This is a genomic window from Klebsiella aerogenes KCTC 2190 (genome assembly GCF_000215745.1).
Classification (GTDB): domain Bacteria; phylum Pseudomonadota; class Gammaproteobacteria; order Enterobacterales; family Enterobacteriaceae; genus Klebsiella; species Klebsiella aerogenes.
Genome location: NC_015663.1, coordinates 4,547,035 through 4,570,203, shown reverse-complemented (window position 1 = coordinate 4,570,203; position 23,169 = coordinate 4,547,035). Strand labels below are relative to the sequence as shown.

General features: G+C 54.3%; 21 protein-coding genes. 10 read left to right on the top strand and 11 right to left on the bottom strand.

From position 1 onward, the window contains the following. Positions 1-202 precede the first annotated feature (202 nt). The 4 genes from topA to acnA all read left to right on the top strand — a co-directional run bounded on the left by topA (position 203) and on the right by acnA (position 7,539). Positions 203-2,800, top strand: a complete 2,598-nt coding sequence (topA, locus tag EAE_RS21585; RefSeq protein ID WP_015705739.1) for a type I DNA topoisomerase — start codon at positions 203-205, stop codon at positions 2,798-2,800. A gap of 311 nt (positions 2,801-3,111) precedes the next feature. After that, positions 3,112-4,086 carry an HTH-type transcriptional regulator CysB gene (cysB, locus tag EAE_RS21580; protein WP_015705738.1) on the top strand — a complete coding sequence of 325 codons (975 nt, stop codon included), beginning with the start codon at positions 3,112-3,114 and terminating at the stop codon, positions 4,084-4,086. A 244-nt stretch (positions 4,087-4,330) separates the two neighbouring features. Beyond that, a complete protein-coding gene (locus EAE_RS21575) occupies positions 4,331-4,489 on the top strand; it encodes a YmiA family putative membrane protein (protein ID WP_020078578.1) in 159 nt (52 codons plus the stop codon). 377 nt (positions 4,490-4,866) lie between these two features. Further along, positions 4,867-7,539, top strand: a complete 2,673-nt coding sequence (gene acnA, locus EAE_RS21570) for an aconitate hydratase AcnA (RefSeq protein ID WP_015705737.1) — start codon at positions 4,867-4,869, stop codon at positions 7,537-7,539. Between the two features lie 46 nt (positions 7,540-7,585). Here the strand turns inward: acnA and ribA are convergent, their stop codons facing one another. After that, positions 7,586-8,176, bottom strand: a complete 591-nt coding sequence (gene ribA / locus EAE_RS21565; protein ID WP_015366227.1) for a GTP cyclohydrolase II — start codon at positions 8,174-8,176, stop codon at positions 7,586-7,588. 163 nt (positions 8,177-8,339) lie between these two features. Between ribA and pgpB the strand changes: the two genes are divergently transcribed. The 5 genes from pgpB to yciH all read left to right on the top strand — a co-directional run bounded on the left by pgpB (position 8,340) and on the right by yciH (position 11,983). After that, complete coding sequence (pgpB, locus tag EAE_RS21560) at positions 8,340-9,098, top strand: phosphatidylglycerophosphatase B (RefSeq protein WP_015705736.1); 759 nt, start codon at positions 8,340-8,342, stop codon at positions 9,096-9,098. A gap of 142 nt (positions 9,099-9,240) precedes the next feature. After that, complete coding sequence (locus EAE_RS21555; RefSeq protein ID WP_015366229.1) at positions 9,241-9,549, top strand: LapA family protein; 309 nt, start codon at positions 9,241-9,243, stop codon at positions 9,547-9,549. A 6-nt stretch (positions 9,550-9,555) separates the two neighbouring features. Then, on the top strand, positions 9,556-10,725 hold the full coding sequence (lapB, locus tag EAE_RS21550; RefSeq protein ID WP_015366230.1) for a lipopolysaccharide assembly protein LapB: 1,170 nt from the start codon (positions 9,556-9,558) through the stop codon (positions 10,723-10,725). Positions 10,726-10,919: 194 nt separating this feature from the next. Further along, the gene (pyrF, locus tag EAE_RS21545; protein ID WP_015705735.1) at positions 10,920-11,657 is read left to right on the top strand and encodes an orotidine-5'-phosphate decarboxylase; all 738 of its coding nucleotides are present in this window, start codon (positions 10,920-10,922) and stop codon (positions 11,655-11,657) included. Next, entirely contained in the window at positions 11,657-11,983 is a 327-nt protein-coding gene (gene yciH, locus EAE_RS21540; RefSeq protein ID WP_015705734.1) for a stress response translation initiation inhibitor YciH, read from the top strand. Before pyrF ends, yciH begins: the two co-directional genes overlap by 1 nt. Positions 11,984-12,096: 113 nt before the next feature. Here the strand turns inward: yciH and osmB are convergent, their stop codons facing one another. From osmB to EAE_RS21505, 7 genes are all read right to left on the bottom strand, one after another. Continuing rightward, positions 12,097-12,315 (bottom strand): osmotically-inducible lipoprotein OsmB, encoded by a 219-nt coding sequence (osmB, locus tag EAE_RS21535; protein ID WP_026612282.1) that lies wholly within the window; start codon positions 12,313-12,315, stop codon positions 12,097-12,099. A gap of 268 nt (positions 12,316-12,583) precedes the next feature. Beyond that, positions 12,584-13,333 carry a DNA-binding transcriptional regulator YciT gene (gene yciT / locus EAE_RS21530; protein WP_015366234.1) on the bottom strand — a complete coding sequence of 250 codons (750 nt, stop codon included), beginning with the start codon at positions 13,331-13,333 and terminating at the stop codon, positions 12,584-12,586. Between the two features lie 70 nt (positions 13,334-13,403). Beyond that, complete coding sequence (locus EAE_RS21525; protein ID WP_015366235.1) at positions 13,404-13,586, bottom strand: YciZ family protein; 183 nt, start codon at positions 13,584-13,586, stop codon at positions 13,404-13,406. Between the two features lie 149 nt (positions 13,587-13,735). Then, positions 13,736-15,670, bottom strand: a complete 1,935-nt coding sequence (locus tag EAE_RS21520) for an exoribonuclease II (protein ID WP_015705733.1) — start codon at positions 15,668-15,670, stop codon at positions 13,736-13,738. Positions 15,671-15,751: 81 nt separating this feature from the next. After that, the gene (locus tag EAE_RS21515; RefSeq protein WP_015705732.1) at positions 15,752-16,912 is read right to left on the bottom strand and encodes a carboxymuconolactone decarboxylase family protein; all 1,161 of its coding nucleotides are present in this window, start codon (positions 16,910-16,912) and stop codon (positions 15,752-15,754) included. Between the two features lie 191 nt (positions 16,913-17,103). Then, positions 17,104-17,892: an enoyl-ACP reductase FabI gene (gene fabI / locus EAE_RS21510; protein WP_015366239.1), complete on the bottom strand. Its 789-nt coding sequence runs from the start codon at positions 17,890-17,892 to the stop codon at positions 17,104-17,106. Between the two features lie 242 nt (positions 17,893-18,134). Continuing rightward, the gene (locus EAE_RS21505; RefSeq protein WP_015705731.1) at positions 18,135-18,677 is read right to left on the bottom strand and encodes a HutD/Ves family protein; all 543 of its coding nucleotides are present in this window, start codon (positions 18,675-18,677) and stop codon (positions 18,135-18,137) included. 198 nt (positions 18,678-18,875) lie between these two features. On the opposite strand from EAE_RS21505, the gene EAE_RS21500 reads away from it, so the two are divergent. Continuing rightward, on the top strand, positions 18,876-20,303 hold the full coding sequence (locus EAE_RS21500) for a purine-cytosine permease family protein (protein ID WP_015705730.1): 1,428 nt from the start codon (positions 18,876-18,878) through the stop codon (positions 20,301-20,303). 47 nt (positions 20,304-20,350) lie between these two features. Here the strand turns inward: EAE_RS21500 and sapF are convergent, their stop codons facing one another. From sapF to sapC, 3 genes are read right to left on the bottom strand one after another with little or no spacing between them, the layout of a single operon-like run. Continuing rightward, entirely contained in the window at positions 20,351-21,160 is an 810-nt protein-coding gene (gene sapF, locus EAE_RS21495) for a peptide ABC transporter ATP-binding protein SapF (protein ID WP_015366242.1), read from the bottom strand. A gap of 1 nt (position 21,161) precedes the next feature. Continuing rightward, positions 21,162-22,154, bottom strand: coding sequence for a putrescine export ABC transporter ATP-binding protein SapD (gene sapD, locus EAE_RS21490; protein ID WP_015366243.1), 993 nt, complete (start codon positions 22,152-22,154; stop codon positions 21,162-21,164). Continuing rightward, positions 22,154-23,044 (bottom strand): putrescine export ABC transporter permease SapC, encoded by an 891-nt coding sequence (sapC, locus tag EAE_RS21485; protein WP_015366244.1) that lies wholly within the window; start codon positions 23,042-23,044, stop codon positions 22,154-22,156. Before sapC ends, sapD begins: the two co-directional genes overlap by 1 nt. Between the last annotated feature and the right edge of the window lie 125 nt (positions 23,045-23,169).

Genomic DNA, 23,169 nt, shown 5'->3' with positions numbered 1-23,169 from the left:
ATTCGGCCAAAAATTCTTCGTGCTATGCAACCTGGCTCGCAAAAGCCAGCAAACTCAGCTATCTGGTTTTATGGATGTGAAACTGGGCGTGCAGAGGGTTGATATCCATCGACGTGGCCGCAACATATCAGGCACGTCGCTAGTGGATGGTGAATCAATGTGCGATGTATTCCTGGATGAATTAAATTAGGTAAAGGTGAATATGGGTAAAGCTCTCGTTATCGTTGAGTCCCCGGCAAAAGCCAAAACGATCAATAAGTATCTGGGTAATGACTACGTGGTGAAATCCAGCGTCGGTCATATCCGCGATTTGCCGACCAGTGGCTCAGCTTCCAAAAAGAGCGCCGACTCTACCTCCACCAAAGGGGCTAAAAAGCCTAAAAAGGATGAACGTGGCGCTCTGGTCAACCGCATGGGCGTGGACCCATGGCACGACTGGAATGCGCATTATGAAGTACTTCCGGGTAAAGAAAAGGTAGTTTCAGAACTCAAACAGTTGGCGGAAAAAGCCGACCACATCTATCTCGCAACCGACCTTGACCGCGAAGGGGAAGCCATTGCCTGGCACCTGCGGGAGGTTATCGGTGGTGATGAGCAACGGTACAGCCGCGTGGTGTTTAATGAAATCACCAAAAACGCGATTCGTCAGGCCTTTGAGAAGCCGGGCGAGCTGAATATCGATCGTGTTAATGCCCAGCAGGCGCGTCGCTTTATGGACCGCGTGGTGGGGTATATGGTTTCTCCACTGCTGTGGAAAAAAATTGCCCGCGGTCTGTCCGCAGGACGCGTGCAGTCTGTCGCAGTCCGCCTGGTCGTTGAACGCGAGCGCGAAATTAAAGCCTTCGTTCCGGAAGAGTTCTGGGAGATCGACGCCAGTACTACCACGCCGGGCGGCGATGCATTACCGTTGCAGGTCACTCACAAGAATGACAAGCCGTTCCGTCCGGTTAACCGCGACGAAACCATGGCTGCCGTCGCGCTGCTGGAAAAAGCGCTCTATAGCGTGCTGGAGCGCGAAGATAAGCCGACCAGCAGCAAGCCGGGCGCGCCGTTTATCACCTCCACGCTGCAGCAGGCCGCCAGTACCCGTCTTGGCTTCGGCGTGAAGAAAACCATGATGATGGCCCAGCGTCTGTATGAAGCCGGCCATATAACCTACATGCGTACCGACTCAACCAACCTGAGTCAGGATGCGCTGAACATGGTTCGCGGCTATATCGGCGATAACTTCGGCAAAAAATACCTGCCTGAAAACGCGAATCAGTACGCCAGCAAAGAAAATTCGCAGGAAGCGCACGAAGCGATTCGTCCTTCTGACGTGAACGTGATGGCGGAATCGCTGAAAGACATGGAAGCCGATGCGCAGAAATTATATCAACTGATTTGGCGTCAGTTCGTCGCCTGTCAGATGACCCCGGCAAAATACGACTCAACCACCCTGACGGTACAGGCTGGCGAGTTCAAACTGAAAGCCCGCGGACGTACGCTTCGCTTTGACGGCTGGACGAAAGTGATGCCAGCGCTGCGTAAAGGCGATGAAGACCGTACGTTACCGGTGGTCAATCAGGGCGACAACCTGAGCCTGGTGGAACTGACCCCAGCGCAGCACTTCACCAAACCGCCTGCGCGTTTCAGCGAAGCCTCGCTGGTGAAAGAGCTGGAAAAACGCGGCATTGGTCGTCCGTCCACTTATGCGTCGATCATTTCGACCATCCAGGACCGCGGCTATGTACGTGCCGAGAACCGTCGTTTTTACGCTGAAAAGATGGGTGAAATCGTCACCGACCGTCTGGAAGAGAACTTCCGCGATCTGATGAACTACGATTTTACCGCCCAGATGGAAGACCGCCTCGATCAGGTGGCTAATCATCAGGCCGAGTGGAAACAGGTACTGGATAACTTCTTTGGCGATTTCACTTCCCAGCTACAGACGGCTGAGAAGGATCCTGAAGAAGGCGGCATGCAGCCGAACCCAATGGTGCTGACCAGCATCGACTGTCCGACCTGCGGGCGTAAAATGGGCATTCGTACCGCTAGTACCGGGGTATTCCTCGGCTGCTCTGGCTACGCGCTGTCGCCGAAAGAGCGTTGCAAAACCACTATTAACCTGGTACCGGAAAACGAAGTCCTCAACGTGCTGGAAGGCGATGATGCCGAAACCAACGCGCTGCGCGCTAAACGTCGCTGTCAGAAATGCGGCACCGCGATGGACAGTTACCTTATCGATCCGAAGCGCAAACTGCATGTCTGCGGCAACAACCCGACCTGCGATGGCTATGAGATTGAAGAGGGCGAGTTCCGTATCAAAGGCTATGACGGCCCTATCGTGGAGTGTGAGAAATGCGGCTCCGAAATGCACCTGAAAATGGGGCGTTTTGGTAAGTACATGGCTTGTACCAACGACGAGTGTAAAAATACGCGTAAGATCCTGCGTAATGGCGAAGTGGCTCCGCCGAAGGAAGATCCGGTGCCTTTACCGGAACTGCCATGCGAGAAGTCCGACGCTTACTTCGTCCTGCGCGATGGCGCGGCGGGCGTTTTCCTGGCGGCAAACACCTTCCCGAAATCACGTGAAACGCGTGCGCCATTAGTGGAAGAGTTGTACCGCTTCCGCGATCGCCTGCCTGAAAAGCTGCGTTATCTGGCCGATGCGCCGCAGCAGGATCCGGAAGGCAATAAAACGCTGGTACGCTTTAGTCGTAAGACCAAGCAACAGTACGTCTCCTCCGAGAAAGAGGGCAAAGCGACCGGCTGGTCCGCTTTCTTTATCGACGGCAAATGGACTGAAGCGAAAAAGTAACCTTCTGAATGGGCCGCAATGCGGCCCATTTTTTCTCCTGTTATCCACGCGCACCGCCTCGTCGCTCCCGCTTTATAACCGACTTATTATTTTTTGTTACCATCTATACACTGTAGATATAAATGATATAGTGGTTATAGCGAATCACTTTTTTATTATCAAATCGTCTTATACATCATCGGTTTCAGGACGCGTTGTGGCGCTGGTTCGGCGCGCCACAGGGAATGTCTGGCATTTTGCCGCCAGCAGGCAGCAGTCTGAACGTAATGTGTATTAAGCGGATTCATTTTACGCGTTTACGGATATCAGCCATGAAACTACAGCAACTCCGCTACATCGTTGAGGTTGTTAACCATAACCTGAATGTCTCCTCTACCGCCGAAGGTTTGTATACTTCGCAGCCAGGCATCAGCAAGCAGGTGCGGATGCTGGAAGATGAGTTAGGGATTCAGATATTTGCCCGCAGCGGTAAGCATTTAACTCAGGTCACTCCAGCCGGGCAGGAAATTATCCGCATCGCGCGCGAAGTGCTGTCCAAAGTTGAGGCCATTAAATCCGTGGCAGGGGAGCACACCTGGCCGGATAAAGGCTCATTGTACGTCGCCACCACCCATACTCAGGCGCGTTACGCGCTGCCTGGGGTGATTAAGGGCTTTATTGAGCGTTATCCGCGGGTCTCTTTGCATATGCATCAGGGGTCGCCGACGCAGATTGCAGAAGCGGTTTCAAAGGGCAATGCCGACTTTGCCATTGCTACCGAAGCGCTGCATCTGTACGACGATTTGGTGATGCTGCCGTGTTACCACTGGAACCGCTCAATTGTGGTGACCCCGGATCACCCGCTCGCTTCTAAAGGCTCGGTGACCATCGAAGAGCTGGCGCAGTACCCGCTGGTGACTTATACCTTCGGCTTTACCGGACGTTCCGAACTGGATACCGCGTTTAATCGCGCCGGGCTCACTCCGCGTATCGTCTTCACCGCGACTGATGCCGATGTTATCAAAACCTATGTGCGTTTAGGGCTTGGTGTTGGGGTCATTGCCAGCATGGCGGTCGATCCAGTGTCCGATCCGGACCTGGTAAAACTTGATGCCAATGGTATTTTCAGCCACAGCACCACCAAGATAGGCTTCCGCCGAAGCACCTTCCTCAGAAGTTATATGTATGATTTTATTCAGCGTTTTGCGCCACATTTGACGCGGGATGTGGTAGACACAGCCGTGGCGCTACGTTCGAATGAGGATATTGAGGCGATGTTCAAAGATATTAAACTGCCGGAAAAATAATCGTATTGCTAAATGGCATTTCCTCCGGGGAGTGCCATTTTCTATTATGGACCTTATCAGAACTTATAAACCTCGTTGTAATCACATTTCTGCGTATTTCACTTCATTACTTTTTCATTATACCCGCTGCGATCAAAATAACGGCTAAAAGCCTTTTACCTGTTCCCGAATTAGCTGGATCTATTTTATATATCTTATTAAGATTTATCTGTACCTGATGATTTTAGCAATTGGTGGTGATGAAATGATAAACAATATCGATTATACAAAGCTCGCGATGGCATACCAAAGTGACAAAGCGGAAATCGATCCAACGCTGCGCAGTCAGGTCTGGGGCTCACTACTGGTGGGACTTAGCGCTTTCTGGTGCATCGTTGCATTATTCATCTGGATTATTAGCTAAAGCAGTTTATCAGAGAAAGTTATATTTCATTTTTGTGACAAAAGGAGGTTGGTAAAATTAGCACCCGGAATTGTGAAACACTGTGGAAGAAATTATTTTCCGACTTATCAGCTTTAAATGTTAATCCATCCTGAGCTAATCACGACAAGCCGTGATTAGCTCTTTTTCGATCACACTTGTTTAGCTGTTTGGAACTTACTTAACCTCATCAAATATCTCCTCGTTGTAATATCGCTATCATCAAATTTTCTGAATTGTACGGTTTTGTCAATTTTAGCAATTTGAGTTGTTATCAAAGTGTTATGTCAGGTTTGTGTTATCTTTAATAAAGACCCTGAGGAGTTCAGGGCATGCATCCCTGTGATAAAGGAGGAGCTATGTCGTCAACATTACGAGCAGCCAGTAAGGATACGCTACAGGTCAAAGACAAAACCTACCATTACTACAGCCTGGCGCTGGCCGCTAAACAACTGGGCGATCTCACTCGACTGCCCAAATCTCTCAAAGTTCTGCTTGAAAACCTCCTGCGCTGGCAGGACGGCGATTCGGTCACCGAACAGGACATTCAGGCGCTGGCCGGCTGGCTGGCGACAGCGCATGCTGACCGCGAAATCGCTTATCGCCCGGCACGCGTGCTGATGCAGGATTTCACCGGCGTACCGGCGGTGGTCGATTTAGCTGCCATGCGCGAAGCGGTAAAACGTCTGGGCGGCGATACGGCGAAAGTGAATCCGCTCTCGCCGGTTGACCTGGTGATTGACCACTCGGTGACGGTGGACCGTTTTGGTAATGAAAACGCTTTTGAAGACAACGTGCGTCTTGAAATGGAGCGGAACCACGAGCGTTATGCTTTCCTGCGCTGGGGACAGCAGGCCTTTAGCCGCTTTAGCGTTGTGCCGCCGGGTACCGGGATCTGCCACCAGGTGAACCTTGAATATCTCGGCCGTGCCGTCTGGAGCGAACTGCAGAATGGCGAATGGGTGGCGTACCCGGATACGCTGGTGGGTACCGATTCGCACACCACCATGATCAACGGCCTTGGCGTATTAGGGTGGGGCGTCGGTGGGATTGAAGCGGAAGCCGCGATGCTTGGCCAGCCGGTATCCATGCTCATTCCCGATGTCGTTGGTTTCAAGCTGACCGGTAAACTGCGTGAAGGGATCACCGCGACCGACCTGGTGCTGACAGTGACCCAGATGCTGCGCAAACACGGTGTGGTAGGCAAGTTCGTCGAATTCTATGGCGATGGCCTCGACTCGTTACCGCTGGCCGACCGGGCGACCATTGCGAATATGTCGCCGGAATATGGCGCGACCTGCGGATTCTTCCCGATCGATGCAGTGACCCTCAGCTATATGCGCCTGAGCGGGCGCAGCGAAGAGCAGGTGGCGTTGGTTGAAGCTTATGCCAAAGCGCAGGGTATGTGGCGGCAGACGGGCGATGAGCCGGTCTTTACCAGCACCCTGGCGCTGGATATGGGCACGGTTGAGGCCAGCCTCGCCGGGCCGAAACGGCCGCAGGATCGCGTCGCGTTGGGCGATGTGCCGAAAGCGTTTGCCGCCAGTAACGAACTGGAAGTGAATCAAACGCAAAAATCGCGCCAGCCGGTTGATTATACGCTCAATGGGCAACGCTATTCGCTGCCGGAAGGCGCGGTGGCGATTGCGGCAATCACCTCATGTACCAATACCTCCAACCCGAGCGTGCTGATGGCCGCCGGCCTGCTGGCGAAGAACGCCGTTGAGCGCGGCCTGAAACCGCAGCCGTGGGTGAAAGCCTCGCTGGCGCCGGGTTCGAAAGTGGTTTCTGATTATCTGGCGCATGCCGGGTTGACGCCTTATCTTGATGAGTTGGGCTTTAACCTCGTAGGGTACGGTTGCACAACCTGTATCGGTAACTCCGGGCCGCTGCCGGAACCTATCGAAGAGGCCATCAAAAAAGGTGACCTGACCGTCGGCGCAGTGCTCTCCGGCAACCGTAACTTCGAAGGTCGTATCCATCCGCTGGTGAAAACCAACTGGCTGGCGTCGCCACCGCTGGTCGTGGCTTATGCGCTGGCTGGCAATATGAACATTGACCTGACCCGTGAACCGCTCGGCGTCGGTAAAGACGGTAAGCCGGTGTTCCTGAAGGATATCTGGCCGAGCGGCGAGGAGATTGCTCGCGCGGTGCAGCAGGTTTCCACCGACATGTTCCGTAAAGAGTATGCCGAAGTCTTCGAAGGCACCGAGGAGTGGAAAGCGATTCAGGTTGAGCGTTCCGATACCTATCGCTGGCAGGATGACTCTACCTATATTCGCCTGTCGCCGTTCTTTGATGAGATGGAGGTTGAGCCGAAACCGGTAGAAGATATTCACGGCGCCCGGATCCTGGCGATGTTAGGCGATTCAGTGACCACCGACCATATCTCTCCGGCAGGAAGCATCAAGGCAGATAGCCCGGCAGGACGCTATTTGCAGGAGCACGGCGTGGCGCGCGGTGATTTCAACTCTTATGGGTCGCGACGCGGTAACCATGAAGTCATGATGCGCGGCACCTTTGCGAATATCCGTATCCGCAACGAAATGGTGCCGGGCGTGGAAGGGGGAATGACGCGTCATTTGCCGGACACGCAGCCTATCGCCATCTACGATGCGGCTATGCTGTATAAAGCTGAAGGTACCCCTCTGGCGGTGATCGCCGGTAAAGAATATGGCTCAGGCTCCAGCCGCGACTGGGCGGCAAAAGGGCCGCGTCTGTTGGGCGTGCGGGTGGTCATTGCCGAGTCCTTCGAGCGTATTCACCGCTCCAACCTCATTGGCATGGGGATATTACCGCTGGAGTTCCCGCAGGGCGTGACGCGTAAAACGCTACAGCTGACCGGTGAAGAGCGGATCGATATCAGTAACCTGCAGGCGCTGCATCCTGCGGCAACGGTTCCAGTCACGATTACCCGCGCCGATGGACAGCAGGAGGTCATTCAGTGTCGCTGTCGTATCGATACTGCGACAGAACTGACTTACTATCAGAACGACGGCATTCTGCATTATGTGATTCGTAATATGCTGTAAAAGAAAGGGCCAGCGAATGCTGGCCCTGATTCATTCTGGAGCTGATTTATTTATTCAGCAGATGCCCCATCTTGGCAGCTTTGGTATCGAGATAGTGTTCGTTTTTCGGGTTACGCCCGACGATGAGCGGCACGCGCTCGACGATATTGATCCCCGCCTCGGTCAGAATTTCGACTTTCTTCGGGTTGTTGGTCAACAGGCGAACCTGCTCTACGCCGAGCAGTTTGAACATGTCGGCGCATAGCGTAAAGTCGCGCTCATCGGCGGCAAAGCCAAGCTGGTGGTTGGCTTCGACGGTATCGTAGCCTTGATCCTGTAGCGCGTAAGCGCGAATTTTATTTAGCAAACCGATATTTCGGCCTTCCTGACGGTGATAGAGCAGGATCCCACGCCCCTCTTCAGCGATGTGCGACAGCGCCGCTTCCAGCTGAAAACCGCAATCACAACGCAGACTAAAAAGGGCATCGCCCGTCAGACATTCTGAGTGTACGCGAGCCAGTACCGGGGCTTGCCCCGAAATATCGCCATACACCAGCGCGACATGATCCTGCCCGGTTGCCAGTTCTTCAAAGCCCACCATCAGGAAATCGCCCCAGGGGGTTGGCAGTTTGGCTTCTGCCACACGTTTAAGCTGCATGTGATTCTCCAGATTCTGACAGCACCTGAATGTGCTTTCTGTTTACTACTATTTTGCCACAACGCCGCGACGTTCTCCTAATTACCAACGACCGCCTGCGCGGAAAGCGCACAAACGATCTACTTTCCGTTATGATATTCAGAAGGAAAGAGAAGGAGATACGATGCTGTTGATTGCCAAAAGGACCGCCATCGGGGCGGCGCTATTGCTTGTTATGCCCGTTATAGTCTGGCTCTCCGGCTGGCAGTGGCAGCCGGGTCAAGCACCGGCCATGTTGAAAATGTGGTACTGGGTGACTGAAACCGTCACCCAGCCGTGGGGAATAATGACTCACGTAGCGCTATTTGGCTGGTTTTTGTGGTGTTTACGATTTCGTCTGCGCGAAGCGCTGGTGCTGTTTCTCATTCTCGGCGCCGCTATCCTGGCAGGACAGGGGCTTAAATCCTGGATCAAAGAACGGGTGCAGGAACCACGGCCGTTTGTGATTTGGTTAGAACGAACCCAACAGGTTCCGGTGGCGCAATTCTATGAGTTAAAACGTAAAGAACGCGCTAAACTGGTGCATGAGCAATTGGCTGAACAACAGACAATACCGGGGTTCTTGCGTAAACACTGGCAAAAAGAGACTGGTTTTGCCTTTCCGTCCGGCCATACCATGTTTGCCGCCAGTTGGGCGCTACTGGGGGGCGGGCTGTTGTGGCCGCGCCGGCGCTGGGTAACTATCGGTTTGCTGTTGGGTTGGGCTACTGCGGTCATGGGCAGTCGTCTGGCGTTGGGCATGCACTGGCCGCAGGATCTTATCGTGGCGACCAGCCTTTCATGGCTGCTGGTTACCGCGGCGACCTGGCTCACGCAGCGTTTTTGCGGCCCGTTAACCCCGCCTGTTGAAGAGGCGAGCGATATCAAAAAACGCGCAACCTGACGGCGTTTATGTTGAATTTCGCGGCATCTGGCCGCATATCATGATGGGTGTCATGCTTTTCCATTTCACCACTGCGGTGAAAATGATACTTTATAGGGCTTGAACGCGTTTTACTCGCGCCACCCACAGAACGGGAAGTCATGTGAAATATTTACTTATTTTCTTACTGGTATTAGCTATCTTCGTCATCTCTGTGACGCTGGGCGCGCAAAATGACCAACTGGTCACGTTCAACTATTTGCTTGCCCAGGGTGAGTTCCGTATCTCCACGCTGCTGGCGGTACTGTTTGCTGGCGGATTTGCCATTGGTTGGCTGATCTGTGGTCTGTTCTGGCTGCGGGTACGTGTGTCGTTGGCGCGCGCCGAGCGTAAAATTAAACGCCTGGAGCAGCAGATCGCGCCAGTGGCCGCGGCGCCCGCTGATGCCGGCGTCCCTGCGGTCAAGGAATAACCTTCTATGCTGGAGTTGTTGTTTCTGCTTCTTCCCGTTGCCGCTGCCTATGGATGGTATATGGGGCGCAGGAGCGCACAACAGTCCAAACAGGACGATGCTAGTCGCCTGTCGCGTGATTACGTGGCCGGGGTCAACTTCCTGCTGAGCAATCAGCAGGACAAAGCCGTAGATCTGTTCCTCGATATGTTAAAAGAGGACACCGGCACCGTCGAAGCTCATCTGACGCTTGGCAACCTGTTTCGTTCCCGTGGCGAAGTTGACCGCGCCATCCGTATTCACCAAAGCCTGATGGAGAGCGCCTCGCTCACCTACGATCAACGCCTGCTCGCCGTCCAACAGTTGGGGCGCGATTATATGGCCGCCGGCTTGTACGATCGCGCGGAAGATATGTTCAAGCAGCTGGTGGATGAAACCGACTTCCGCCTGGGCGCGCTACAACAACTGCTGCAGATTTATCAACTGACCAGCGATTGGCAGTCCGCGATTGAAGTCGCCGAACGGCTGGTAAAATTGGGCAAAGAAAAACATCGCAGCGACATCGCCAACTTCTGGTGTGAACTGGCGCTACAGCAGATGGCCAGCAACGATCTCGATAAAGCGATGACGCTGCTGAAGAAAGGCGCGTCTGCGGACCGCAACAGCGCCCGCGTCTCGATTATGATGGGGCGCGTGTGGATGGAAAAAGGCGACTACGCGAAAGCGGTAGAAAGCCTGGAACGGGTGATTGGCCAGGATAAAGAACTGGTAGGTGAAACCCTGGAAATGCTGCAAACCTGTTATCAGCAGTTGGGTAAGCATGCGGAGTGGGAAGCGTTTTTGCGCCGCTGTGTAGAAGAGAACACCGGTGCGACGGCGGAACTCATGCTGGCGCAGATTATCGAGCAGCAGGAGGGGGCGGAAGCGGCGCAAAGCTATGTAACTCGCCAGTTGGAACGCCACCCAACGATGCGCGTGTTCCATAAACTGATGGACTACCATCTTAATGAGGCGGAAGAAGGGCGCGCGAAGGCGAGTCTGGGGGTTTTGCGTAACATGGTTGGTGAACAGGTGCGGAGCAAACCGCGCTACCGCTGCCAGAAGTGCGGTTTTACTTCCCACACCCTGTACTGGCACTGCCCGTCCTGCCGTTCGTGGGCGACTATCAAGCCGATTCGCGGCCTGGATGGTCAGTAACTTCTAAAAAAAGCCAGACTTTAGTTACAACATACTTATCTGGGTTTTACCATGCCCAATCCTGTTGCCGCGTGCCCGCTTTTGTCTGTAGAGGGGCAAAAGCAGCCTGTCATTTTCCCCACTTCGCAGGTAGAATGCTGCCCGTTTACCTTTTTTGCGCCCTGGCGGCGCTCATCCACAATTAAGGTCCGGTCATGACGTCTACTGCTACCTCTTCTCCTCGCGTTATCACATCCTCTCCCGTCGTTGTTGCGCTTGATTATGATAACCGTGACAAGGCGTTAGCCTTTGTTGATCGAATCGATCCCCGCGACTGCCGGTTGAAAGTAGGTAAGGAGATGTTCACGCTGCTGGGGCCGCAGTTTGTTCGCGACCTGCATCAACGCGGCTTTGAAGTGTTCCTCGACCTGAAATTTCACGATATTCCTAATACCACCGCACGTGCGGTCGCCGCTGCGGCGGAACTCGGCGTATGGATGGTGAACGTTCACGCCTCAGGCGGTGCGCGCATGATGACGGCGGCCCGCGAGGCGCTGTTGCCGTTCGGAAAAGAGGCGCCGTTACTGATTGCGGTTACCGTATTGACCAGCATGGAAGCCAGCGATTTGCAGGACCTTGGCATCACGCTTTCTCCTGCCGATCATGCCGCTAAACTGGCTGCGCTAACCAAACGCTGTGGTCTCGACGGCGTAGTCTGTTCCGCGCAGGAAGCCGTCCGCTTTAAGCAGGAGTTAGGGCAGGAATTTAAGTTAGTCACGCCAGGGATCCGCCCTACAGGCAGCGATGCTGGCGACCAGCGCCGAATCATGACCCCGGAACAGGCGCAGCAGGCGGGAGTTGATTATATGGTCATTGGTCGCCCGGTTACCCAGTCTGCCGATCCGGCGGCAACGCTTGCGGCAATCAACGCATCGCTGAAGCAGGGGGCGTAATGAGTGATTCTAATAGCCGCCTGGTTTACTCCACCGATAGCGGCCGTATCGAAGAGCCGAAAGCGGCGCCGCAACGAGCGAAAGGCGATGGCATCGTGCGTATTCAACGCCAGACCAGCGGGCGCAAAGGAAAGGGCGTCTGCCTGATTACCGGCATCGATCTGGATGACGACGCGCTGGCGAAGCTGGCCGCTGAGCTGAAAAAGAAATGCGGCTGCGGCGGTTCACTGAAAGATGGAGTGATTGAAATTCAGGGGGATAAACGCGACTTGCTGAAATCACTGCTGGAAGCCAAAGGGATGAAAGTGAAATTAGCGGGTGGCTAAGATAATTTCTATGAAATAAACAACAAGGCCACGGTATTTACCGTGGCCTTAATTATTTGTAGATGCGTGAGTCAGTAACTACGAAATTATTATTAATTTAATATGCGGGGTGGTTATTTGCCAACCTGGTGGCCAATGATGCCGCCAACCGCTGCGCCACCCAGGGTGCCCAGGGTGCTGCCGTCAGTTAATACCGCGCCGCCCAGTGCGCCGGCGCCGGCGCCGATTGCGGTGTTACGGTCGCGTTTAGACCAGTGAGAGCAAGCGCTCAGAGACATTACTACAGTAACCGCCAGTACGGCCGCAGCCATTTTTTTGCTCATCGAAGTCATCATTTTATTCTCCTGAATAATCTATTCATGGATACAACTTCCTTTAAGCATAGCAACAGGCTATGACTTACGGGTTATTCCATGAAACTTAAGTTGCGCAGGTGTTGCTCTAATCACGCAGGTGATAGTCACTTCCTGTTATATCGCTAATAATAATTCTACTTATTTTAAAATTTAACGTCAGGTAAAAAATCTTAATTGCGGGTCGGAATACTCTCAGACGCAGAAGGGACGCCAACGCCATTTTATCGGGCGCTGGCGGAAGCGATCAGGCGGGGTTAACAATATCGACGGTTAAACCGCTGTCGGTGAGCTGCTGGCGGATAGTGTCGTGCAAATTATTATCGGTAATGATGCGATTGAAACGGGAAATCGGGCCCAGCGGATAGGGATGCACAACGCTGAATTTCGAGCTGTCGCTCAGCACAATGGCTTCGCACTGTTTTTCCAGCACCGCATTAACCACATCGGCGCGCATCATGTCGCGGCCGGTGAAGCCGGTTTCGCTCTGCCAGCCGTCAACGCCGATAAATGCCTTGCTAAAGTGTACCTGCTGAATGCACTGGCGGGTTAACGGGCCGACCATGCTTTCACTGCGCTTCTGATAAATACCGCCCAGCAGAATCACCTCGCCCGGCGTTTCCTTGAGTAAATGCGCGATATAGCTGCTCACGGTGATGATGGTGATATCGCCTCGTTCCGCCAATGTGCGAGCCAGAAGGGCGTTTGAACTGCCATTTTCGATGAACACCGTCTCTCCGGCTGCCACCAGCGACGCGGCGCGCGCGGCGAGTTCACGCTTAATGGCAAAGTTGGTCATCATCCGGGTTTCGACGTCTTCACTATCCAGCGGTACCGCAAAGCCGTGGGTACGGCGCAGGTAGCTTTGTTTTTCCAGAGAATTCAGATCCTGACGAATAGTGACTTCTGAGACACCGGTCATCCTGGCCAGATCGGCTACGCTCATACGGCCTTTATCGATGACCATTTGCAAAATACTTTGTTGTCGGGCGTTCATAGCTACATCACAGTTAGAGGTCTATACGGCGCCCAGCAGGCCTTAAGGCGTGCTGGGGGACAGGAATGATTTAGATTTCCCACGGCGCTTTCGATTGCCCTGAGTCCTTCTCTGGCTCGTCGTGAGACAACGCCTGCAGCTCGGCTTTGAGGATCTCCAGATTATGGATCGCCGAGTGATAATCTCCGGCAACCAGAATATCCAGCACGGTATCGATACGTTGGGCGAGCAGGCGGGCATTCAGATCAGACATAGCATTATCCTGGTTACAAAAATGAATGAAATCAATGATGCAAAAAACAGTTGCAAAAGAGAAGCGAAAAAAACGCACATCCTTGCGCGGCTGGCGATATTCACTCAAAACGAGAAATGTATGGCCCCTGGGCAGGGGCCATAAAAGCGTTACGCCGCCGGACGGGCGATGACGCTGCGGGTTTCCATACGGACTTCAGCGATAGTCACGTCGATAACATCGGTGACTTTGTAAACGACTTCACCTTTAATCTGTACGGTTCCGTTCTCCTGACTGCAGACCAGTTCATCGCGCACCGCGTGCAGGAAAGGTGCCGGGATAAAGGCGACAGCGCCGTTATCGACCAGGCGCACGCGCATGCCGCCGCGGCTGACATCAATGATTTCTGCCGCGTAGCGGGTATCGGTTCCGGCTTTATCATTGAGGAAGCGAGCATACAGCCAATCTGCGACGTCGCGTTCCGCCATCCGGTTCAGACGACGGCGTTCCGCCATCTGCACGGTGACGTCATCCTGCGGGCGACCAATGGTCTCGCCTTTGATGACGGCTTTTAACAGACGGTGGTTGATCATATCGCCGTATTTACGGATTGGCGAAGTCCAGGTGGCGTAAGCTTCCAGCCCAAGGCCGAAGTGCGGGCCCGGTTCGGTACTGATTTCGGCGAACGACTGGAAGCGGCGGATGCGGCTATCAAGGAAACCTGAAGGCTGAGCATCCAGTTCGCGGCGCAGTTTACAGAAACCGTCGAGTGTCAGGACTTCCTGCGGATCGACGTGCACATCGTGCGTCTTCAGCAGCGCGGCCAGTTGTTCGGTGTTGGCCGGATCGAAACCGGTGTGCACGTTATAAACGCCAAAGCCCAGGTTATCTCGCAGCACGCGTGCCGCGCAGATATTAGCGGCAATCATTGACTCTTCAACGATGCGGTTGGCGATGCGGCGCGGTTCGGCAACGATATCCAGCACTTCACCTTTCTCACCCAACACGAAGCGATAATCAGGGCGGTCTTTGAATACCAGCGCGTGGGTTTGACGCCATTCGCTGCGGCGCTGGCAGACTTCCTGCAGCAGTTTGATTTGCTGCGCGATAGCGTCATCAGCAGGCTGCCATGAGCCGATATTTTCCAGCCAGTTGGAGACGTCGTCATAAGCCAGTTTGGCTTTAGATTCGATAGTTGCTGCGAAGAATTCGATATTATCTTCAATGGCGCCGTCAGCCGCCAGAGTCATGCGGCAGGCGAGTACCGGACGCACTTCGTTGGCGCGCAGCGAACACAAATCGTCAGACAGCTCGCGCGGCAACATTGGGATATTAAAGCCCGGCAGATAGTTGGTGAAGGCGCGGATTTTCGCCGCGTTGTCCAGTTTACTGCCCTCGGCAATCCACGCTGTCGGATCGGCGATAGCGACGGTCAGCAGCAGTTTACCGTCGTCGGCGCGCTCGACATACAGCGCATCGTCCATATCTTCGGTGCTGGCGCTGTCGATGGTTACGAACTCAAGCGGCGTCAGATCGCGGCGTTCCAGTCCTTCATCGAGCATCTCGGTGGCAACGCCATTCGGCGCTTCTTTTTCCAGGTTATGACGCGCCAGCGTCACCCACCACGGCACGAAATGATCGTCGCTAAAGGTGATGAATTGCGTTAATTCGGCATAGAAACCGCGGTCGCCTTTCAGCGGATGGCGACGCATTTCAGCCACCGCCCAGTCACCCTGTTTGAAGTCGTGTTCTACGCCGCGCGCGGCGCGGCAAGGGATGGCGTCTTTCAGCAGCGGATGATCAGGAACAATAGACAGACGATCGTCTTTTTTCTGCACTTTACCGACAAAACGGGTCAGGAAAGGCTCAACCAGCTCTTCCGGCTCGGCGCTTTCACGTTCTTTTTCGGTATGGACCACAGCGATAATACGATCGCCATGCATCACTTTTTTCATTTGCGGCGGCGGAATGAAGTAGCTTTTTTGCGAGTCGACTTCAAGGAAGCCAAAACCTTTTTCCGTGCCTTTAACGACCCCTTCAACGCGGGGAGTCTGGGAATGCAATTGCTGTTTAAGCTGCGCTAGCAGCGGGTTGTCCTGAAACATAATTAGGTTTTTTCGTGGCTAAAAGAGCGGCTGACATTTTTACGCGAATATGCCTGCCTCAGCAAGCGCTGTTTCAGCATTTTACGTCGCTTGACGTACCTCACCGAGGGCGATTTTAAGCCGGTTCAGCCACCCGCAGAGGCCGCACCACGCCAGCAGATCGATAGCCTCAACGCGGGAAAGCCCATATTCAGTGAGGGGAGTTAGCTGCGCGGCGCTAAAACGGTCCGGCGCACGAGTCAATAGCTGCGCCGCCTGTAGGAAAACATGTTCCAAAGAATGGCTTCGCGCCCAGTGCTGAACCGTTCGTTCATCGCCGCGCAGTGCCTGCAACAATCCGTTGTCACCTGTCCAGCGAGCTCTCCAGGCGTTAAAACAGCTGACGCTGCCGTTGATTCGCGCCGCGAGTAACGCCGCCATTGCGCTTAAGGGCTGCGCAGAATTATCCAGTTGATTCAGCAGTTGATGTAGCAGGGCCAACGCGCCTTCATCCGTTGCCAGAAGGGGGGCGAGAGGCTGCAGGCCGGGATGACGGTTCCATGCGGCGAGCCTGACTTGCTTGTCATCATTGGCGTAACGCAGGTCGGCATCATCGATATCCAGGGACCACTCTCCAGTAACATCAGTAAAGCGTTCTGCCGGGGCATCATTCTGCTGCGGCATACCGGGAAGCCAGCGTACCGGTTGGCCGAGCGCGGCCTGAAATGCGGCCACCGCGCGGGCCTGAAAGCCCACGAAGCCGATAATTTGGTTAATTAACACAATATCGCGGCTGGTCAGCCCGACCTCCTCAAGCTGGCGGCGGGAGACCTCGTTGATAACCGAAGGAGAACTGGCTAACTGGCGGGCGTACTGGGTTATCTGCGCCAACCGGTGATTACTTTCTCGTGAGGAGTCAGGGCCAGGCAACGGCGCCAGACGGGCGGCGTAGTGGTTACACAAGCGCTGTATGCCGTAGACCTGAGCGACGGTCAGGGCGGTGCTAAGACGGTCGTAGGCGCTGAAGGTTTGTAATCGGGTTACCGTGACGTTGTCCGGGAAAAGGACCTTTGTCAACTGACGCGCGGGTGCCAGCCAGCCTTCATGAGGGTGGCTGAGATCGGCTGCGAGTGGCAGATCGAGCAAAAAACGGTCATCAACGTCAGCGGCCTCCGGGACCAGAGGAAGAATCTCGACCGGGCTATTGGTTGACTGGGTCTCGTGATACCAGTGGTTTTTGCCATACACGCGGCGTTGCTCCATGGGCGTTCCTTGTTCGGTAGGTGGCGAACCGCCGTTTCGCGGTACCTCTATGCACAACTATCCTGGCGTAACCCTGAAGCAGGAGAAAATATTGATACGTACTAACAAATAGCGGATTGGAATAACAGAAGAGAAGCGTAAGCAGAGAAAGGAGAGAGATCCTCCTCACCGGGGTGAGGAGGATAGGGAACTTATTTCAGTTCCAGTTCGTTCATCGCAGCGATGCTGAAACCGCCGTCAACGTGAACGACTTCACCGGAGATGCCCGCAGACAGGTTAGAGCACAGGAAGGCCGCGCTGTTGCCGACGTCTTCGATGGTGACGGTGCGACGGATCGGGGTGACCGCTTCGCAGTGCGCCAGCATTTTACGGAAATCTTTGATACCGGATGCCGCCAGGGTGCGGATCGGACCTGCGGAGATGGCGTTAACGCGAATACCTTCCGGACCCATCGCGTTCGCCATATAGCGTACGTTGGCTTCCAGAGACGCTTTTGCCAGACCCATCACGTTATAGTTCGGGATAGCGCGCTCAGCGCCCAGATAGGAGAGGGTCAGCAGCGCGGAGCCCGGGTTCAGCATCGAGCGGCAAGCTTTCGCCATCGCCACGAAGCTGTAAGCGCTGATGTCGTGGGCAATTTTGAAACCTTCGCGGGTGACGGCATTGACGTAGTCGCCATCTAACTGGTCAGCCGGCGCATAACCGATAGAGTGCACGAAACCATCAAATTTCGGCCATACTTTTTCAAGCTCAGTGAACAGCGCGGTGATGCTTTCGTCTTCAGCCACGTCGCACTGCAGCACAATGTTAGAACCCAGCGCAGCAGCAAACTCTTCTACGCGGCCTTTCAGTTTTTCGTTCTGATAGGTGAATGCCAGTTCAGCCCCTTCACGGTGCATTGCTTGCGCAATACCGTAGGCGATGGACAGTTTACTGGCCACGCCAGTGATCAGAATGCGCTTACCGGAAAGAAAACCCATAGCTTTAATCCTTATCGTTATTGCTTATTTTTACTCTAACAATCAAACGGTTAACGTTGTTATTTCAAAATAACTCAAATTTAGCCGGGAATTATATCCCACTGAAGACCCCTTGTGTCACGATTTTTTGTGCCGCCTATCGCAACGCAGCGCGTAATGATAAATGCGCTTACCCCAGTATATCACCGGATAATCACTACGTTTTACCGTGAGATCACGACGCGTTACCGATATTTCTGCGGTTAACGGCGCACGATCGTGGTGAGTAACAGTAGGGCGTCCGTCGTGAGCGGCGCGAGTTCGCCCGGCGTTTGCTGATGCCAGAAAATACCCGATTGCGCTTCACATTGCCGTTCACCAAGTTGCCAGCGCCCCTGTAATACCCAAGCGACGCCTTCGTCGCCGGGAGTCTGTATATCATCAACGACCCGTACCTCGGCGGCGGCGCGGTTGCGCTGGGTCATGATATTAAAGTCGAGACCGGGTTCGCGGATCCCTTCGCTACGCAGCGGCCACTCGCCGGCAAAAGCCCAGGGTTGCCAAAGCGTTAAAGCGTGATCGATAGCTTCGCCTTTCAGGCGCAGCGGCTGCCCGGCCAGTAGAGTAATGACCCGGTCGACGCCGGGAAAGCAGGAAAACGGACCATCATTTTGCAGAGTGGCAATGCTGGCTCGCCATAAAAAAGGGGCGTCAGGAGAGGGGACACAGACTATCTCACGGGTCTCGCCTGCGCCATTTTTCCAGGGCGTGACGGGCAGAGTGGATAGTTGGACGGGAACGATCATGAGCGTTACACCTCGGTTTGGCGCGGTATGCGCAGGCGTTTATCAACGTTATTGTTATGGTTTTGTTACTTTTTGCAATACAAAGAATTTACATATTCATCACAAAAATAGGATGCGTGCGGTGCGGGCAGTTGTCAATGCTTGTATATACAGGATCGGTCAGATGGGGAGTGAATAAATAATAATAGCGAGGTACCTATGTCTTCTTTTTCATCTACAGATGGGCAGTCAAAAAATAGTCAGGCTGGATTAAGTGAAACGCGGTCGATCGATTACATCCCCGAACGCGAGAGGCATGGGCATCCGTTTAGCCAGTTTACCCTGTGGTTTGGCGGCAACCTGCAAATTACCGCTATTGTCACCGGCGCTTTAGCCGTGGTGCTGGGCGGCGACGTGGTGTGGTCGCTGATAGGTCTTCTCCTCGGTCAGGTGCTGGGGGCGGCGGTAATGTCGCTGCATGCGCTGCAGGGACCACGGCTGGGTTTGCCGCAGATGATAATCAGCCGCGCCCAGTTTGGCGTCTTTGGCGCGGTAGTGCCGCTGGTACTGGTCTGCATCATGTATGTTGGCTTCTCCGCCAGCGGTACCGTACTGGCCGGGCAGGCGATGGCAAAGCTGTTGAATATCAGCAATGTCGCTGGAATGTTGCTATTCAGCGCGATTATTATTGTCATTGCGGTACTGGGTTATAAGGTGATTCATAAGCTGGGTAAACTGGCGAGCATTATCGGCATTCTGGCCTTCGTCTATATGTTCGTTACCCTGCTGATGTCGGCGGATCTCGCGGCCCTGGCGCAAAATAACCATTTCTCCCTGCCGATGTTCCTGCTGGCGGTGTCTCTATCCTCGTCGTGGCAAATCGCGTTTTGCCCGTATGTGTCCGACTATTCGCGCTACCTGCCACGCAATGTATCGGCAACGAAAACGTTCTGCTCGGTGTTTTTCGGTACCGTATTGGGAACCCAGACATCTATGACGCTGGGGGTGTTTACCGCCGCGATTGCCGGCAGCGCTTTCCCCGGTCATGAAGTGAGTTATCTGGTGGGATTGGGTAAAAGCCAGGTGATGGCGATGGTTATCTACTTTGCTATTTGCTTTGGCAAGATCACCTTCACGACGCTTAACGCCTACGGCAGTTTTATGTCTCTGACCACCATTGTTTCCGGTTTCCGTCGCCAGACGGCGTTGTCGCAGAAATGCCGCGTTGCTTTCGTCGTCCTGATGGTCGCGGCTTCGTGTATTATCGCGCTGCTTAGCGAACCGGCTTTCTTAAAGCATTTCACCCATTTCCTGTTATTCCTGCTGGCCTTTTTCGTTCCCTGGAGCGCCATCAGCCTGACCGATTACTACATTATTTCTAAAGGCGCGGTCGATATTCCGGCGCTTAGCGATCCGCATCAGCGCTATGGTTTCTGGAATTTGTATGCCATTACCATTTATATCATTGGCGTGCTTATTCAACTGCCGTTTATTGAGAACCCGCTGTTCCATGGTTCGCTGACGTGGATATTCGCCGGCAATGATGTGTCATGGATTATCGGCTGGGTAGGTACCGGATGGTTGTATTATGCGCTGCGCCGCTTCGACCGCCGACCATTACCGGCGCAGAGCGTGTTTCCGCAGTGATAAATAGCAGGGGCGGCTATTATGCCGCCCCTGAAGGAAGGTTAACGCTATTTACCATCTTTTCGCCAGGCGTCGGCAGTCAGCGCCTCGCCGAAATGGCCGGCGATCAGCCGCTTGGTCAGTTCGTGGAGCGGCGAGGCCAGCACATCGGCGGTGCTGCCGCGTTCGACCACTTCACCCTCATGCATTACCAGCACCTGATCGCTGATATGCTTCATCATCCCCAGATGCTGGGTGACATAGATGTAGGATATTCCCTGTTTTTCCTGTAGTTCCAGCATCAGGTTGATTAGCTGCGAACGCATTGACATATCCAACGAGGCCAGCGCCTCATCGCAGATAATCACTTTCGGACGCAGGATCAAGGCACGAGCAAGACCCAGGCGCTGCTTTTGCCCCGGCGCCAGCATATGCGGATAGTAGCTGACGTGATCCGGTAGCAGGCCCACCATGCGCATCGTCTCGATAATCTGCTTTTCCCGGGCTTCTGGTTCAAGATCGGTATTGAGACGCAACGGGAAATCGAGGATCTGCGAAATACGCTGACGTGGGTTGAGCGAGGTCGAGGGATCCTGAAAAATCATGCGAATACGCTGGCTGCGGAATGAGTAGTCGCCAAACTCCAGCGGATGGTCGTCAATCAACAGTTCGCCGGTGGTCGGCTCAACCATCCCGGCCAGCATTTTGGCCAGCGTTGATTTACCGGAGCCGTTTTCACCAATAATCGCCAGCGTCTGACGCTCGCGCAGGGTAAAGCTCAGCGGCTTCACCGCCTCTACCGTCTGACGGTGGAACCAGCCGGTGCGATAGCGAAAGGTCTTACTCAGATTGCGAACTTCCAGCAATGTTTCGACCATTTCACTCTTTCTCCATGTTCAGCGGGAAATGACAGGCGTACAGATGATTACGCGCGCCGGTCAAACGCGGCGTGACGATACACTCGCGTTGCGCATAGGGACAACGCGGCCCCAGCCGACAGCCGATCGGCAGTTGTTCCAGCAGCGGAATGGCGCCGGGCAGGGTATTCAGCCGGCTTTTATGCGGCATTGAGCTGCCGAAATCCGGGATGGCGCGAATCAATGCCTGAGTGTAGGGGTGATGAGGGATGGTCACCAGCTCCTCGCTCGGCGCGGTTTCTACCGTCTGCCCGCAATACATGACGTTAATTTTATCCGCCCATTTGCTGAGCATCTGCATATCGTGACTGATCAACAAAATAGTGGTGTTGTTATTCTGGTTGAGCCGGGTCAACAGGCGAATAATCTGCGCCTGGGTGGTTGGCTCCATGGCGTTAGTGGGTTCATCAGCAATCAGCAAGCGCGGCTGGTTAGCAAGCGCGATGGCGATCATGACCTTCTGACATTCGCCGTCGGTCAGCTCGTAGGGGAAGCTGCGCATAATATCTTTGTGATCTTTAATTCCCACCCGGTGCAGCAGTTCAATAGCGCGGCGCTTACGCCAGCCAAAGCGTTGCCACCAGTGGCCTTTAAAGGTCCAGCCGGGGATATTTTGCATCAACTGCAGCCCAATACGCTCGGAAGGATCAAGACAGGATTGCGGCTCCTGGAAGATCATCGATACGTTGTGGCCAATCAGTTTTCGGCGCTCGCGGTTAGAGAGACGCAGCAGATCGATATCATCAAAACGCATACGGTCGGCGGTGACCCGCCAGTTATCTTTGGTGACGCCGCAAATCGCCTTGGCGATTAAGCTTTTGCCGGAACCTGATTCACCGACAAGACCACGGACTTCACCTTCAGCCAGCGTCAGGCTGACCCGATCGACGGCCTTTACCCAGCCCTCGTTGGTTTTAAACTCAATGGTTAGATTACGAATATCCAGTAACGGCATTATTGAACCCCGGCAATAATTGCGCGGCGAATACCGTCGCCCAGCAGATTGATGAGCAGTACGCTTATCATGATGGCCGCTCCCGGCAGCATGACCGTCCAGGGGGCGACGTAAATCAATTCCAGCGCGTCGCCGAGCATGGCGCCCCATTCCGGAGAGGGTAGCTGAGCGCCGAGGTCGAGAAAACCGAGCGCGGCAATGTCGAGGATCGCCATCGACAGCGCGCGGGTAATTTCGGTGACCAGCCCTGCGGTAATATTAGGCAGAACCGCAAACCAGAGAATATTGAGCGTGGAAGCGCCGTCGAGGCGGGCGGCAATCACGTACTCTTTTTCCAGTTCATCGTGCACCATGCTGTAGACCGAACGCACCATGCGCGGCAGCAGCGCCAGCCAGACGGCAAACATCGCATGGCTCAGATGCGGCCCGGCAAAAGCGACGACGATAATCGCCAGCAGCAGCGACGGAATCGACAGCAGGGTGTCGAGAATGTGGTTCATTACCGCTGAACGCAAACCGTGGGTGGAACCGGCAATCACGCCAAGCACCAGGCCGAACAGCGCGGCGCCGAGCGTGACCACAAAGGCGCCGCCGACGGTCGGCGCCGCGCCGCTGAGCAGGCGACTTAGCACATCGCGACCAAGATCGTCGGTGCCGAGGAAGAACGACACTTCGCCGTAGCGCGACCATGAAGGCGGCAGCAGCTGGTAGCCGAGGAACTGCTGATCGATGCCATAGGGCGCAAACCAGCCGCCGAATACGCACAGCAGCACCAGCGCGCCGCAGCCGTATAAACCAATCATCGCGGTGGTATCGCCGTAGAATTTACGCCATACGGTGCGCAATGCGCCGGGCGGGCGCTTTTCGAGATAGACGCTATCGTAGGGCATATGAATCCGTTTTAAGTTTGTTAGTCATGCTTTATTTCTTTTCAATAATCCCGCTATTATCAACGCCTTGCCAGTATGTAACGCTTTATTTTTGTGTGTTCTTCATAGATTTGAAGGTTATCAAT

Coding starts and splice junctions, on each gene's coding strand:
- yciH (WP_015705734.1), top strand. CDS start 11,657: ATGAGTGATTCTAATAGCCGCCTGGTTTACTCCACCGATAGCGGCCGT.
- osmB (WP_026612282.1), bottom strand. CDS start 12,315: ATGACTTCGATGAGCAAAAAAATGGCTGCGGCCGTACTGGCGGTTACT.
- EAE_RS21500 (WP_015705730.1), top strand. CDS start 18,876: ATGTCTTCTTTTTCATCTACAGATGGGCAGTCAAAAAATAGTCAGGCT.
- EAE_RS21525 (WP_015366235.1), bottom strand. CDS start 13,586: ATGTCTGATCTGAATGCCCGCCTGCTCGCCCAACGTATCGATACCGTG.
- yciT (WP_015366234.1), bottom strand. CDS start 13,333: ATGAACGCCCGACAACAAAGTATTTTGCAAATGGTCATCGATAAAGGC.
- acnA (WP_015705737.1), top strand. CDS start 4,867: ATGTCGTCAACATTACGAGCAGCCAGTAAGGATACGCTACAGGTCAAA.
- EAE_RS21520 (WP_015705733.1), bottom strand. CDS start 15,670: ATGTTTCAGGACAACCCGCTGCTAGCGCAGCTTAAACAGCAATTGCAT.
- lapB (WP_015366230.1), top strand. CDS start 9,556: ATGCTGGAGTTGTTGTTTCTGCTTCTTCCCGTTGCCGCTGCCTATGGA.
- EAE_RS21505 (WP_015705731.1), bottom strand. CDS start 18,677: ATGATCGTTCCCGTCCAACTATCCACTCTGCCCGTCACGCCCTGGAAA.
- EAE_RS21575 (WP_020078578.1), top strand. CDS start 4,331: ATGATAAACAATATCGATTATACAAAGCTCGCGATGGCATACCAAAGT.
- sapC (WP_015366244.1), bottom strand. CDS start 23,044: ATGCCCTACGATAGCGTCTATCTCGAAAAGCGCCCGCCCGGCGCATTG.
- topA (WP_015705739.1), top strand. CDS start 203: ATGGGTAAAGCTCTCGTTATCGTTGAGTCCCCGGCAAAAGCCAAAACG.
- cysB (WP_015705738.1), top strand. CDS start 3,112: ATGAAACTACAGCAACTCCGCTACATCGTTGAGGTTGTTAACCATAAC.
- sapF (WP_015366242.1), bottom strand. CDS start 21,160: ATGGTCGAAACATTGCTGGAAGTTCGCAATCTGAGTAAGACCTTTCGC.
- sapD (WP_015366243.1), bottom strand. CDS start 22,154: ATGCCGTTACTGGATATTCGTAATCTAACCATTGAGTTTAAAACCAAC.
- fabI (WP_015366239.1), bottom strand. CDS start 17,892: ATGGGTTTTCTTTCCGGTAAGCGCATTCTGATCACTGGCGTGGCCAGT.
- pgpB (WP_015705736.1), top strand. CDS start 8,340: ATGCTGTTGATTGCCAAAAGGACCGCCATCGGGGCGGCGCTATTGCTT.
- ribA (WP_015366227.1), bottom strand. CDS start 8,176: ATGCAGCTTAAACGTGTGGCAGAAGCCAAACTGCCAACCCCCTGGGGC.
- EAE_RS21515 (WP_015705732.1), bottom strand. CDS start 16,912: ATGGAGCAACGCCGCGTGTATGGCAAAAACCACTGGTATCACGAGACC.
- pyrF (WP_015705735.1), top strand. CDS start 10,920: ATGACGTCTACTGCTACCTCTTCTCCTCGCGTTATCACATCCTCTCCC.